Genomic DNA, 14388 nt, shown 5'->3' on the forward strand with positions numbered 1-14388 from the left:
AGGGAGTTAGCAGGTTGGTCTCGGTATAGCTGGGCTCAGTACGTGTGTGCTTAGTCTCCGGTTACTGACCTTCAAAGCGTGGTGTCGTAGGGACTGACCTCTCATGATCCCTGCGGTATGCCGACCGCATGAGGTATGCGCAAGGGGGCGGGCTGACTGACGAACGGCGGGCCTTCCGCGAGAAGTTGCGGTTGCAGGCGGCCGAGCGGTTCAGGCAGGGCGAGAAGAACACGGTCATCGCTCACGACCTGCGGGTCAGCGTCCGGTCGGTACAGCGCTGGCGCAAGGCTTGGTCGCAGGACGGGCCGAGAGCCCTGGCCTCGAAAGGCCCAGCATCGCTGCCGCTGCTCAGCGACGAACTGTTCGCCGTGCTGGAGCGGGAGCTGGCCAGGGGCCCGACGGCACATGGGTGGCCGGACCATATCTGGACCCTGTCGCGGATCAAGACGCTCATCGGGCGCCGTCTCCACAAGAGCTACACCGTGCAAGGGGTGGCCGCCCTGCTCAAGCGGCACGGCTGGAGCTGCCAGGTCCCCGCCCGGCGGGCGATCGAGCGGGACGAGAACCTTGTGGCCGGCTGGGTGGAGGAGACCTGGCCCCAGGTGGAAGGACCGTGGCGGCGCTCGACGCCTGGCTCGTCTTCGAGGACGAGGCCGGATTCTCGATGACGCCGCCGACCACCCGCACCTGGTCCCGACGCGGCCACACCCCTGTGGTCCGCGTCCGGGGCCGCTCCCGCCGCCGCTTATCTGTGGCCGCCCTGGCCTGCTACAAGACCGGCGAAGCCTCACGGCTGATCTACCGGCCTTGCCCAGACGCCCGGCCCGATGGGCGCAAAAGCTTCTCCTGGAAGGACTACCGCGACCTGATCCAGACCGCCCACCAGCAGCTTGGCGGCCCGATCGTCCTGGTCTGGGACAACCTCAACACCCACCTCACCACCGGCATGCACCGGTACATCGCCGACCGCGACTGGCTCGCTGTCTTCCAACTGCCGCCCTACACACCCGACCTCAACCCGGTCGAGGGCATCTGGTCCGTCCTACGACGCACCACCGTGGCCAACCGTGCGTTCGTCGGTCCCGTTGACTTGATCACTGCCGTCCGACGCGGCCTACGCCAGCTCCAATACCGCCACGGCGTCCTCGACGGCTGCCTCACCGGCACCGGCCTCCGATGCCAGCCAGCATGACGACATCACGCACTCGACGCGGTAGTCGGAGAGCCCTTTCGGTACTCAGATGTGCTGCATCCAGATATTGGGCTCTACGTAGGTGCCCTGATCAGCGGAGTGGTCGAGTCGTAGCAAGCTCAGCCCTTCAGGGATGACGTAGTTACCCGTCTCAGGGAAAGCCATGCCGGTCCACCCCTCCCATTCGGCGATCGTGCCGGTCATGGTTTGCGACTCGGGAGCCGCTGCGAGAATGCGGGCGCCCAGACGCTGGTGCGTCCGGATCCATGGATCCAGGGCCATACCGTCCTCACGGGTCCATCTCATGAAGGCCTCGATGGACGTCAGTGGGTAGCGGGCTTTCAAGGTCGGGCGGACCGGTGCGATGACGCGCGGCCATCCTGCATCCTCGGCGAGTTGGCGCAGTGCTTTGAGTGTCTCCCCGGCCAGGCCGCGTCCTTTGAGTGACGGGGTGACGATTGCTCCGCAGATCACCAGGGTGTCGGGTTCGACGCCTTGTTCTCGGCCCTCCACGGCGCGGATCGTGGCCTGGGTGTAGCCAGTGGGGAGTGTCTCCGCTCGCCCGTCCCACCGGATCGGTATACCCCAGCCGGCCGCGACAGGCATGCCGTGGTCGTCCACCAGCGTGAGATTAAGGTCGGCGAACCACTCCCTGATCCTGCCTATGTACTGCTTGGCCTGCCGATCGGCTGTGATGAACTCCGGGAAGCCCTCGCTGAAGAGCTCCTGCATCTGCTCATCAGGCCATGTGCGTGCGTCTGTTCGCTCAACAGTCAAGGTCACCGGCCCGTTTATAGCGCACCGACCACAGACGGAGCGACAGAGTTCTTATGGCTTGGGCTGGAGCAGGCCGCCGGGATCACGCCCTGCCCGCCCTCACGACACCACGCTTTGAAGGTCAGTAGTGAGATTTTCACGGTACGCGTTTCTGCAACAGCACAGATCGCAGCGGTGGCGGCGGGCTCGTCTCGACCCGCCGGTACATCGGAGGTCTCCTTTCCGTGCGGAGCATCTGCTTGGCGTGGTGGTCAACTGGCCCTCGGTGTGGCCTGACCGATGAGTTCTGCGCGCCGCGGTGGTCTGTACGCCGAATACCACTCACGGGAGGCTGACGCCATGCGGAAACTGACCTTCGGCATGAACATGAGCCTGGACGGCTACATCGCCGCGCCCGGCGACGACCTCGGCTGGAGCGTGCCGAGCGACGAGCTGTTCCAGTGGTGGTCTGACCGGGTGGACGCGATGGGCCTGGCGCTGTACGGGCGCAAGCTGTGGGAGACGGTGAGCTCCCACTGGCCGACCGCCGACAAGCAGCCGGGTGCCACACCGGCGGCGATCGAGTTCGCCGGCCGCTGGCGGGACATGCCGAAGGTGGTGTTCTCCTCTACGACCAGCACGGTTGACTGGACACCCGTCTGGTCACCGGCGACGCGGTCACCGAGATCACCAGGCTAAAGGCCGGCGACGGCGGCTCCATGGACATCGGCGGTGCCACACTCGCCGCGGCGGCCATGCGGGCCGGGCTGATCGACGAGTACGCGATCGTCACCCATCCGGTCCTGGTGGGCGGCGGCACGCCGTTCTTCACGGCCCTGGACAACTGGGTGAACCTGAGCCTGGTGGAGACCCGGACGTTTCCCGACGGCGTGGTGCTGACCAGGTACGAGACAAGGCGCTGAGTGCCATACGGCGGATCAGCGCGGGCTTCGGGCCACCCAAGGATCTCGTGGCGATGTGTTCCGAGGCGATCGTGACGTCCCTGCAGGATCGATCCTGTTTTCACCGCAGACGATCTGTCCTGATAGGGATCCCCTAACGGACGACCGGACCGGTGGCTACTGGCTCTCCGGGCTGGTGAGGTACGCCTGTCGCGGCGTCCGGTCGTCGAGTGTTTGATGGGGCCGGAAGTTGTTGTAGGTGTGGCGGAACTGGTTGATCTCGACGGCGAGGGCATTGCCGTCACCGATGATCGCGGCCTCCTCGTGGCGGCCCTCGGCGCTAGGTTCGCCTTGCTGGCCTGGGCGCCGATGGCGCGCATCAGCATCGATGGCGGGTTCGAAAACAGCAGCACCGTCGCCACATTGGCCGCCATGGCCGTGCTCGCACTGGGAGTGTGGGGACACAACAGATGGTCGAACCGCTACCAGCGGCCGGAGTTCGTGTCCTGAACGAACGTTCTGCACCAGGTGTGTGAATCGCGCAAGGCCACGGCAGCCGTTCGCCGAGGCCCGCTTCACGCGTGGGCGCCGTGGGACGTTATGCCCTGCCCGATGGGTGATCTCGGCAGTCATCAGCGATCTCGACGGTGCATGGATGGCGACACCGGACCGGGGGCAGGCGCTGCCCCGCCGCGTCGATTTCGCAATCGCCGTCTCTTTCGCTGCCTCAACGAGGAATGTACCGCCGGTCGGCGCGCCATGCGATCGCGCACCAGGTCGATCACCAGGGCATCGGCGGGCAGTATCCCTTGTATGGGGCTCCGGTCGACGAGCTCACCTCGTTCCGGCCGGTCCGGCGGAGACCGTAGGCTCTGGGCATGGTGGGTATGCAGCGGGACGGGGCCGTACGAGGGCGGGGGCGCCCGCGCGAGGAACGGGTCACTGGAGCCGTCCTGACCGCGGTCGTGGACCTGGTCACGGAGCAGGGGATCGGGGCGGTCACCATGGACGCCGTCGCGTCCCGCGCCGGGGTGAGCAAGCCGGCCATGTATCGGCGGTGGCCCACCAAGCAGGATCTGATCATCGCCGCTGCCGAGACCCGTCTCGGTGTCCTGTCAGTGCCTGATCTGGGCGACTTTCGCGCCGAGCTCCGCCTCGTCCTCACCGCTCGCCTGGAGGCGTATCGGCTGCCGGGGTCGGACCGGCTGATCGCGGGCCTGATCGGAGTGGCGGCCGAGGCGGGCGCGGCACGGGGCCAGTACGCGGAGTACACCGAGCGGATCACGAGTGAGACGAGACGCATCCTCGAACGCGGGATCGACCGAGGTGACGTGGACCCGGACACCGACGTCCGGGCCGCCGCCACTCTGGTGGCCGCACCGCTGCTCTTCCGGCTGATCGGCGAGCAGGAGATGCCCGACGCCCCCTTTGTGGAGACGCTGGTCGAGCTCGTGGCCCGAGCTGTGGGCCCGACCGGCTGAAGCCTGGCATCCGCGGTTTTCCACGCCCCATTTTTCGTGCTGCCAAGGCCTTGCCTCACTGCACCCTAATAACGATACTTCCGGTAACGATTTTCCCGGCCGTTACGGAGGACTCATGGACAGCGCCGTCACCACCCCCGCCCCCGCTCTCGACAAGCCGCTGATGCACTACGGGAAGCGCACGCTCGACCGCATCGCGCCGAACGTGTCCCAGCCCGAATACCGGCTCCTGGACATCTGCCCGCTCACCCCGCACATCGGGGCCGAGATCGAGGGAGTCGACCTCTCGCTCCCGATCGGTGAGGACCTCGCCGAGGAGATCAGGCAGGCCCTGCTGGAGTGGAAGGTGCTCTTCTTCCGCGACCAGCACGGCTTCGACCCGCAGTCCCAGCTCGCGTTCTCCGGACTGTGGGGTGAGCCGGAGGCCAACCCGTTCTTCCCCAAGGGCGACACGATCGGAGTCTCCCGGCTGGCCAAGGACGCCATGGTCATGGGCACGGAGAACATCTGGCACAGCGACCACTCGTTCATGGCCGCGCCGGCCCTCGGCTCCGTGCTACGGGCCGTCGAGGTTCCGTCCGCCGGCGGTGACACCATGTGGGCGGACATGGCGGCTGCCTACGACAACCTCACCGAGTCCATGAAGGCTCGGATCGAGGGGCTCACCGCGGTGCACGACTGGGTGCCCAGCTGGGGTTCGCTGATGACCGAGGTCCAGCTCGCCGCGCATCGCGAGAACCTGCCGGCCGTCGAGCACCCCGTGGTCGTCCGCCACCCGCGCACCGGCCGCAAGCTGCTCTACGTCAACGAGCCCTTCACCACTCGGATCGTCGGTCTGTCGGACGAGGAGAGCCGCGAACTGCTGGGTGAGCTCGTCCTCCAGGCCCGCATCCCCGAGTACCAGGTGCGCTTCCGCTGGCAGCCGGCGTCCGTTGCGATCTGGGACAACATCGCCACCCAGCACTACGCGATCAACGACTACTTCCCGCAGCGCCGTGTCATGGAGCGCATCGCCATCGCCGGCGTCCCGCTCTCCTGAACCAGCCTCCCGGCCCCCTTCTCCCCTCCCCATCCAGTTTCCGCGGAGCCCCAGTGACCGATACCGACGTCGCTTCTGTTGTGCCCGCCAGCACCGCGAAGGCGCCGAACGGAACGAGACGCCGCGCGTGGATCGTCACGGCGCTGCTCGTCGTCTTCATGATGATCAATTTCGCCGACAAGTCCGTGCTCGGTCTGGCCGCGGAGGAGATCCGACAGGACCTCGGCTTGTCCGCATCGGCCTTCGGACTCGCCAGCAGTGCGTTCTTCCTTCTGTTCTCGATCTCCGGTGCTGCGGTGGGGTTGCTCGCCGACCGCGTGCGGCCGAAGTGGCTGCTGCTGATCATGGCCGTTCTGTGGTCGGTCTCCCAGGCGCCGCTGGCGGTGGGCGGGGGGCTCGCCGTGCTCGTCGCCTCTCGTGTTCTCCTTGGTGCCGCCGAGGGGCCCGCGTACCCGGTCGCCCAGCACACGACCCTGTCCTGGTTCCCCAACCACCGGCGCAACCTGCCCGGGGCGCTGATCGTCCTGGGGATCACGCTGGGGGTTCTGGTCGCCGCTCCGGTGCTGACGTGGTTGATCAACCATCACGGCTGGCGCTCGGCCGTTGCCGCGGTGGCGCTGGTCGGCGTGGTGTGGACGCTGCTGTGGATTCCCTTCGGCGGAGAGGGGCCGTACGCGACCACGTCGGACAACGACTCCCCGGCCGAGGCGTCCTGCGGCGAGGGGCCGGGGACGGGCAAGGGGACCGAGGCAGGGACCTTCGGTCAGGCACAGACCAAGATGCCGTACCGCAGGATCCTCGCGACCCGCACCTGGATGGGTGTCACGATCGGCTACTTCAGCACCTACTGGGTGATCGCCTTCGCCCTGGTGTGGCTCCCCTCCTACCTCCGTGACGCGCTGGGCTACTCCTCGGCCGTGTCCACACAGCTGCTGATGCTGTTCTGGGGTCTGAGCGGAATCCTGGTGCTCGGGCAGGCGGGCCTGAGCGGATGGATGCTGCGCCGCGGAATCGCGAGCCGGTGGGCCCGCGGTTGGGTTGGCGGCGCCCTTCTGCTCATCTCCGGTGTTTCCTGTCTGGCCCTGCCCGTGGCCCCGGCCGGTACCGTGACGGTCGTGCTCCTGGTCGGCGCCTTCGGCCTCGCCGGAGCGATGGGCAGCATCGCCGCCACCACCATCATGGAGCTGGCTCCTGCCAATCGTCGCGGCGGCACCCTGGGCTTCATGAACGCTGTGGTGACCACCGCCGGTCTGATCGCCCCGACGCTGATCGGCAGCCTCGTGGACACCCATGGAGCGGGGGGCTACAGGTACGCGGTCATGATCACCGGTGCCTTGCTCCTCGTGGGCGGAACCGCCGCCGTCACGCTGATCAACCCCGACCGCGACGCCCGCCTGCTCTCCGTGTGACGACCCGTACGGGCCTGCTTCTTGGCACAACGCACGGGGCAGGCCCCGCCCTTCCCGGCCTTCTCACTCCCGACCTTCCGCAAGGGACGACGTTGAACACCAGCGCCCTCGACACCTCCTTCCTCGACCGCACCGTGGCCGACGTACGCGGCAACGCCGAGTCCTGGTCCACCACCCCGCTCACCGAACGCATCGCTCTCCTGGAGCGGTTGCAGCCGCGCGTCCTCGCACGTGCGGCCGAGATGGCGGGCGCGGGCTCCCGGGCGAAGGGGTACGAACCGGACTCCCCCTGGGCGGCGGAAGACTGGATGGGTGGCCCCTGGGCCCTGGTCCAGAACACCGCGGCGCTTCTGCACGTCCTGCGACGGATCGCCGCGGGCAGGGATCCGCTGGACGCCAACGCTGTCCACGAGGAGAACGGCTGCACCCGCGTGGACGTCTTCCCCGCCACCGGCTGGGACACCGTGCTGCTCAACGGGTTCACGGCCCAGGTCTGGATGCGCCCCGGCGTCACCGCGGAGCGGGCGCGGGCGCGCGCCGCGGGCGAGTACCGCGGCAGGCAGGGAGACCCGGCCCTGGCCCTGGTGCTCGGTGCCGGCAATGTCTCCGCCATCACCGCGCTGGACATCCTGCACAAGCTCTACGCCGAGGGCCAGGTCGTCATCGCCAAGATGAACCCGGTCAACGCCTATCTGCGCCCCCACTTCGAGTACGTCTTCGCCGAGTTCGTCGAACGGGGCTGGGTGCGTTTCGTCGACGGCGGCGCGGCCGAGGGCGCCTATCTCACCCGCCACGACGGCATCGACACCATCCACGTCACCGGCAGCGACCGCACCCACGACGCCATCGTCTGGGGCACCGACGAGGACGCGGAACAACGCCGACGTGACGACCTCCCGCTGATCGCCAAGCCCTTCAGCAGCGAACTGGGCGGCGTCAGTCCCTGCATCGTGGCGCCGGGCCCGTGGAGCGACGCCGACTTCCGCTTCCAGGCCGAACACATCGTCACCAGCAAGATGAACAACTCCGGCCACAACTGCATCGCCAGCCAGATCCTCGTCCTGCCGCGCGCCTGGGACGGCACCGAACGGCTCCTGGACGAGATCCGGCGGGTGCTGCGTGCCCTGCCCGCGCGCACCGACTACTACCCCGGCGCCGCAGGCCGTCTCGCTGCGGTACGCGAGGCCCACCCCCAGGCGGAGGCACACGGCGACGACTGCCGACTGCTTGTCCCCGACATCACCGACCATCACGACGACGTCCTCATCACCGACGAGGTCTTCGGCAGCGCCCTGGGCGTCGTACGCCTGCCCGGCGCGACCCCTAACGCATTCCTGCGCCACGCCGTCGACTTCGCCAACGACACCCTGCCCGGCACCCTCGGGGCCACCCTGATCGTCCACCCGAAGACCGAGAAGGCCCACCGGGAGGCCGTGTGCACCGCCATCGCCGAGCTGCGCTACGGCACACTGGGCGTCAACTGCTGGTCTGGGGTTGGCTTCCTGCTCGGCTTCACTCCCTGGGGCGCCTTCCCCGGCCACACCCGCCAGGACATCGGCAGCGGCATCGGCTTCGTCCACAATGCCTTCATGCTCGAGGACGTCGAGAAGACCGTTCTGCGCGCGCCCTTCGCACCCGCTCCGCGCGGCCTGCTCACGGGGGACCCGTCACTGTCACCCCGTCCTCCGTACTTCGTCACCAACAGCACCGCGCTGACCACGGTGAAGCGGCTCACCCGATTCACTGCGGCGCCGAGCCTCGTCAAGCTGCCCGCTCTCTTCGCCTCCGCGCTGCGGGGCTGACCCCGACCGGCCTCGGTCCCGCCGACCCCCGATTCCGCCACGCCTATGGCCCGCCGAAGCATCCCCACGGAGACCTCATGCTCAATCTCGCTGCCCTGCTGGAGAACAGCGCCCGCACCGTGCCCGACCGCACGGCGATCGTGCTGGGTACTCAGCGGCTGACCTACGCCGAGCTGGACACGGCTGCCCGCCGGGTGGCCAACCTGCTGCGCTCGCGCGGCATCCAGCCCGGTGACAAGGTCGCGCTGTCCTGTCCGAACCTGCCCTGGTTCCCGATCGCCTACTACGGCATTCTCAAGGCCGGCGCGGTGGTCGTCCCGCTCAACGTGCTGCTCAAGGGCCGTGAGATCGCCTACCACCTGGCCGACTCCGAGGCGAAGGCGTACTTCTGCTTCGAGGGCGGCCCGGACCTCCCCATGGGACAGGAAGGCTTGTCCGGCTTCGGTGAGACCCCCGGCTGCGAGCAGTTCTTCCTGATGACCGCCGCCCCCGCAGAGGTCTCGCCGATCGCGGGCGCCGAGACCCTGACCGCGGCGCTGGCCTCCCAGAGCGCGGACTTCGAGACGGTGGCCACCGAGCCCGGAGACACCGCGGTCATCCTCTACACGTCGGGCACGACCGGCCGACCCAAGGGCGCCGAGCTCAGCCACTCCAACGTGATGCTCAACGTGGTGACCTGCCACAAGCTGTTCGGCGAGGTCGAGCACGATGTCCACCTGATCACCCTGCCGCTCTTCCACTCCTTCGGCCAGGTCGTCCAGATGAACGCCGGCATCGCCTCCCGGGCGACCCTCGTGCTGCTGCCACGTTTCGACGCCCGCTCGGCCCTTGCCCTGATGCAGCGTCATGCCGTCACGTTCTTCGCGGGTGTTCCCACGATGTACTGGGCCCTGCTCGAAGAGGAGGCCCCCGATGTCGACCTGTCGCTGATCGCCAAGAACCTGCGGATGGCCGGGTCGGGAGCCTCGGCACTGCCGGTCGAGATCCACCGCCGCTTCCGTGAGCGCTTCGGGGTCACCATCATGGAGGGGTACGGCCTCTCGGAGACCAGCCCGGCGGCCACCTTCGTGCCGCCCGGCGAGGAGGTGCGTCCGGGCTCCATCGGGCGCCCCGTCTGGGGCGTGGAGGTGGATCTGGTCGACAAGGACTGGACACCGGTCCAGGGCGCCGACGCGATCGGCGAGATCGTCGTCCGCGGCCACAACATCATGAAGGGTTACTACAACCGACCCGAGGCGACCGCCGAGGTGATGCGCAACGGCTGGTTCCGCACCGGTGACCTGGCCCGCCGTGACGCCGACGGCTGGTTCTACATCGTCGACCGCGCCAAGGACATGATCATCCGTGGTGGCTTCAACGTGTACCCGCGCGAGATCGAGGAAGTCCTGCTCGCCCACCCCGCCGTGAGCATGGCTGCCGTCATCGGCGTGCCGCACGACCGCCATGGCGAGGAGATCAAGGCGTGCGTGGTCCGCGCCCCGGGGGCGACGCTCACCGAGGAGGAGCTGATCGACTGGTGCAGGGACGAGATGGCGGGCTACAAGTACCCACGCCTCGTGGAGTTCCGCAACGTCCTGCCCATGAACGCCACTGGCAAGATCCTCAAGCGCGAGCTGAGGGACGCGGAGGACCACGCGATCGATGCGACTCGATGAGCACGCGGCCTTTCGTCCCACGGTTGGCCGGTCGGCTTGCCGCCACAGCGCTTCTGTTGCGTGAGTTGGACGGACCGGCGACAACCGGCCGGGCAGTGGTCGGGGGAGCAGGTGGAGCGCTTGGGGTGCTCGGCCGGTCACGGCAGTGCTTGCTCAGTCCAGATGGTCTTGCCTCGGCGGCCGGGACGGGTGCCCCAGCGCTGGGTCATCTGTGCGATCAGGTAGAGCCCGCGGCCGCCCTCATCGGTGTCCTCGGCGTGCCGCAGTTGCGGCGAGGTGCTGCTGGTGTCGGAGACCTCGCAGATGAGGGACCGGTCGCGGATCAGGCGCAGCCCGATCGGTCCCTGGGAGTAGCGGATGGCGTTGGTGACCAGCTCGCTGACGACCAGTGAGGTGGTGTATTCGAGGTCGTCCAGGTCCCAGGTGTTGAGTTGGCCGATGGTGAGTTTGCGTGCCTGCGCCACGACCTCGGGTGCTGGGGGCAATGTCCAGGAGGCCACGTGGCCGGGGCCGAGAGCGCGGGTTCTGGCGAGGAGGAGGACCGCGTCCTCCTGACGGTCTTCCGGGGTCAGGAGGCCAAGTAGGGCATCGCAGATTTGCTGCAGGGAGCTGGCGTCAGACGCGAGGGCGGTGCGGATGCGGTCCAGTCGTTCCCCGCCGCTTTGGTGGGGGGAGCTGGTGGAGTTCAGGGCTGTGTTGTTGAGGATTATGAGCGTGCCTTCGGGCAATTCCCGCTGGACGGTTCGGTACGTGGGGAGGCCCTGTCCGAGGGGTGGTCCTTGGGGGATGTCGGCGAGTTGCACAGAGCCGTCGGGGAAGGCGAGGGCGGGAGGCGGATGGCCCGCCCGGGCCATGCTGCACTGCCGGGTCGCCGGGTCGTAGACCACGTACAGGCAGGTAGTGCCGACGGTTTGGCCGTCGGCACCCCCATGCTGGGGACGTTGGCCTTCGAGCCGGGTGACGAGCTCGTGTTGGCGCTCAAGGAGTTCGTCGGGCGCCAGGTCCAGTGCGGCAAGGGCTCCGATGGCGGCCCGGATTTCGCCCATGGCTGCTGCGGCGCGGATTCCGCGGCCCGGGGTGCCGCCGGCCGTCAAGGCGATTCGAGCGCCGGACAGGGGGATCACGTCGAACCAGTCGCCGCTGGGGCCGGAGGGGAGGTAGCTGTGTGCGGTCTCCACCGCGGTGTGCGCAGGTACCTCGGGCGGCCGCAGGCTGAGCTGGAGGAGCTGGCCGGCGGAGTGTTCGCGGCTGTAGAGCCGGGCATTGTCCAGACAGACCGCAGTACGTGCGGCCAGCTGGACAGCGAGTGCCAGGTCGTCGTCATCGTAGGCGTCCGGGCACTGCGCCCGGTAGAAGCAGACCAGGCCCAGCACCACGCCCCGCGCGGACAGGGGGACCACCATCATCGAGTGCACCCCGGCCTCACGCAGCGCGCGGGCACGGACAGGGTCCCGGGCGAGCCACCCGGTGTCCGGGTCCAGCCGTCTCATCAGCCGGGGCTGAAGGGCGGCCATGCTTCGGCGGTACGGCGTGCCCGCGGGGAACACATTCGCTTCCCCCACTGGTGGTGTACTAGGCTCTTCGGCGTCATCGAGCGCACGCCAGGCGGCCCGTCGCAGGGGGAGGTTCTCGATGAGCCGTCCGGGTGCCGGCGCCTCGCCGCGCAGAACCAGGTCGAGAAGGTCCACCGTCACGGTGTCGGCCAGCTCCGGGACAGCGATGTCCGCCAGGTCCTGCGCCGTGCGGAAGAGATCCAGGGTATGGCCGATGCGGGCCGCGGCCCGATCCAGCAGGGCGAGTCGCGCCTGGGCCCGGTAACGGTCTGTGACATCGACGATCGCGCCCGCCACCCCCAGGGGACGCCCTTGCGGGCCCTCCAGCCGGAACCATGACACCGACACTGTGACCAGGGCAAACGGCTCATGCCTGGAACGTACCGTCAACAAGACATCGCGAATCGGGCTGCCGGTGTCCAACACCCCGCGGACCATGTTCTCAATGGCGTCCGCCCGCGCGACGCCAAGATCCCGGAGCACGTCGATGAGCCTGCGTCCCAGGGACGCCTCAAGTGGGAACGCGCGAATGTGTCGGGCGGCGGAGTTGTACCGGACCAACCGTAGCTCTGTGTCCAGGACATGCAGGCCGACCTGGGGTTCGGAGAACAGAGCTGCGAGGACTGCATCATCCAAGTCGCGGTCGGTCCGACTCGACGTGTCCTGCGGAGTGTTCACGGCGCCCCATCCAACCCGCTCGCGGACAGCACCTTGATCGGGACGGTGGCCAGGCCGAACGAGATGGCGCCGGACCAGACAGGGCGGGGCATGACGAACCTCCATCAGGAGCCTCGACATCAGCCTACCGAGGGAGGCGGAACCTGGCATGTGGGCCTGTCTGCCATGGCACCGTTCGACGAGGGTGCCCGACGGACTACGCATCGGATGGGGAGTCCAGATGTCCTCCGCCGGCACGCAAGGGCCCCGCAGCGGCCGCGCCCGCGCATCGAAGGGTCGGGACCCAGCCGACCGGAGGAAGCCGGGGTCCGCGTACGGGCCGACCAAGGCGCACGCCCCAACATCGACCGCCTGGTCGCCGGCCGGGGAATCGCGGTGTATTCCGGTGGCCAGGCTGGGTTCAGTCGACCCATGGCGCTGGCTTGGCTCAGGCTTCTCTGGTTCAGCCCACGTGCTGCGCAAGCTGCCCCCGTCGGGCCCGGCCGTCACGTCCTGAAGGCGTGAGGCCACGGCAAACGGTCTTCGTTGACTATCGACGTTCCCGGCGGCGGTCTTGGGATAGGTGACCCCGCGCTCGGGTAGCACGAATGATCACTCCCTCATCTACACTGCCGGCCGAGGTTGGAAGAACGTGGGGGCTGCTATCGACAGCGCACTGGTGCAAACGTTCCCATGCCAGGGCAGCCGTGAGCCCCCCGAGCCTCGTCCGTCATTCGAAGGGAACCTGCATGCCTCACCCCGCTGTCGCTCGCTTGTACCAGCTACTCACGCCGCCTGCCACCGGCGGTGACGTAGTGGATTGGGAGGACATCGAGCGGACGACGGGCCTGGCCTTCCCAGCCGACTACCGCGAATTTGTGGGGTCGTACGGGGGCGGAGAGACTGACGAACATCTTTCTGTCAGCACGCCGCCGGTCCCCGGTTCTCCCTATGGAGATCTTCTCGACAGAGTGAATCCAGCTATCACCGATCGCGACCGCGAAGAGCTGAGCGCGCTCCTGCGCTCAGGTGCCCTACCGCCGCTGCTGCCTTTTGCGGACACGGCCAGTAGCGATGTCGCCTTCTGGATGCGTCGGGGCGCACCTGACGACTGGCGGTTGGCTGTCTTCCGGAGGCAGACACCGCGTGGTCTGAGTCGCTGGACCATTGTCGACGGTGGAATGGCGTCATTCTGCTTGGCGGCCCTGAGCGGTGAGGCGGACGTGTTCAGCGAGCGCTTGTCGACAGGGGAAGCCCATGAGTTCGTGAGCTTGCGCGGGGTGTAAGGGCCGGCCTCGTTTATTGGACGCCATGCTGTGAGATCTGCAAGCCGTGGACCTCTGGACCTGATGGCTTTGGGTGCAGCTCTTCCGTAGGGGAGCTATGACCTGCGTAGTTGCTGACCTTGGGTTGGTTGCTCGATCGTCGTGGCGTCGGGTGGTCGGGTTCCGGGGGCGGCGGTGATGGTGTCGTGGCTGGAGGAGATCGAGCGGCGGGAGGCAGCCACTCGGGAGAAGATCGGGGAACTGCGCGCTCAGCTTGAGGACTTGATCGGACACCTCCCGAGCAGGAGGCGGTGCTGTCCAGTCTGGAGAACATCCGGGAGACGATGACGGAGATCCTGTCCGGTGGTGAGGCGGTCACGGGGCGCGAGGCCGGGGTCGGGTCGGGGGACGCCGGACCGGTGGAAGCGTCGGGCAGTCGGCCAAGGGAAGAGGAGAGCCGGTTCGGGGTAGGGCCACCGGAGCGGGTGCTGCAGTGGTTGCCCGAGCTGGCGGTTGGCGCCCTGCCGTGCTCCTACCAGGACATTCTTGAGGTCCCCGAAGGCGCGGTGCATCCGATGCGGGCGCATCCCGTCCGCGCTGCGCTGGGGTTGTCGACGAAGACTGAGGAACTGCTGCTTTTCACACCTGGAGAGCACGAAGCCCGCCCGCGCTGAGTC

The 14388-nt window shown here is 68.0% G+C and carries 10 protein-coding genes and 1 pseudogene; 9 read left to right on the top strand and 2 right to left on the bottom strand.

The genetic code is table 11. The annotated features are described in order from the left end of the window. The first annotated feature begins 128 nt into the window (after positions 1 to 128). Positions 129 to 1192, top strand: a protein-coding gene (locus ACZ69Q_RS11355; protein WP_471039861.1) for an IS630 family transposase whose coding sequence is annotated in 2 segments (ribosomal slippage) — positions 129 to 639 and positions 639 to 1192 — 1065 coding nt in all. Because the reading frame shifts where the segments join, the coding sequence is not laid out codon by codon here. A 45-nt stretch (positions 1193 to 1237) separates the two neighbouring features. Here the strand turns inward: ACZ69Q_RS11355 and ACZ69Q_RS11360 are convergent. Then, complete coding sequence (locus tag ACZ69Q_RS11360; RefSeq protein ID WP_471039864.1) at positions 1238 to 1975, bottom strand: hypothetical protein; 738 nt, start codon at positions 1973 to 1975, stop codon at positions 1238 to 1240. 333 nt (positions 1976 to 2308) lie between these two features. Here ACZ69Q_RS11360 and ACZ69Q_RS11365 point away from each other — a divergent pair. The 7 genes and pseudogenes from ACZ69Q_RS11365 (at position 2309) to ACZ69Q_RS11395 (ending at position 10236) form a co-directional block, all read left to right on the top strand. Next, a pseudogene (locus tag ACZ69Q_RS11365) lies at positions 2309 to 2871 on the top strand (dihydrofolate reductase family protein). Between the two features lie 240 nt (positions 2872 to 3111). Further along, complete coding sequence (locus ACZ69Q_RS11370) at positions 3112 to 3360, top strand: hypothetical protein (protein WP_471039865.1); 249 nt, start codon at positions 3112 to 3114, stop codon at positions 3358 to 3360. Positions 3361 to 3728: 368 nt separating this feature from the next. Next, positions 3729 to 4331 carry a TetR/AcrR family transcriptional regulator gene (locus ACZ69Q_RS11375; protein ID WP_331753601.1) on the top strand — a complete coding sequence of 201 codons (603 nt, stop codon included), beginning with the start codon at positions 3729 to 3731 and terminating at the stop codon, positions 4329 to 4331. Positions 4332 to 4446: 115 nt separating this feature from the next. After that, positions 4447 to 5370, top strand: a complete 924-nt coding sequence (locus tag ACZ69Q_RS11380; protein WP_471039868.1) for a TauD/TfdA dioxygenase family protein — start codon at positions 4447 to 4449, stop codon at positions 5368 to 5370. Positions 5371 to 5423: 53 nt separating this feature from the next. Continuing rightward, positions 5424 to 6779 carry an MFS transporter gene (locus ACZ69Q_RS11385; protein ID WP_471039870.1) on the top strand — a complete coding sequence of 452 codons (1356 nt, stop codon included), beginning with the start codon at positions 5424 to 5426 and terminating at the stop codon, positions 6777 to 6779. Between the two features lie 92 nt (positions 6780 to 6871). Continuing rightward, on the top strand, positions 6872 to 8581 hold the full coding sequence (locus tag ACZ69Q_RS11390; RefSeq protein WP_471039873.1) for an aldehyde dehydrogenase family protein: 1710 nt from the start codon (positions 6872 to 6874) through the stop codon (positions 8579 to 8581). Between the two features lie 77 nt (positions 8582 to 8658). Further along, on the top strand, positions 8659 to 10236 hold the full coding sequence (locus ACZ69Q_RS11395; RefSeq protein ID WP_471039875.1) for a long-chain-fatty-acid--CoA ligase: 1578 nt from the start codon (positions 8659 to 8661) through the stop codon (positions 10234 to 10236). Positions 10237 to 10373: 137 nt separating this feature from the next. On the opposite strand, the gene ACZ69Q_RS11400 is transcribed toward ACZ69Q_RS11395, so the two are convergent. Next, complete coding sequence (locus tag ACZ69Q_RS11400; protein WP_471040207.1) at positions 10374 to 12467, bottom strand: SpoIIE family protein phosphatase; 2094 nt, start codon at positions 12465 to 12467, stop codon at positions 10374 to 10376. Positions 12468 to 14022: 1555 nt separating this feature from the next. Here ACZ69Q_RS11400 and ACZ69Q_RS11405 point away from each other — a divergent pair. Beyond that, entirely contained in the window at positions 14023 to 14385 is a 363-nt protein-coding gene (locus ACZ69Q_RS11405) for a hypothetical protein (protein ID WP_471039878.1), read from the top strand. The last annotated feature ends 3 nt before the right edge of the window (positions 14386 to 14388 follow it).

The organism is Streptomyces sp. NPDC036764 (assembly GCF_055609385.1).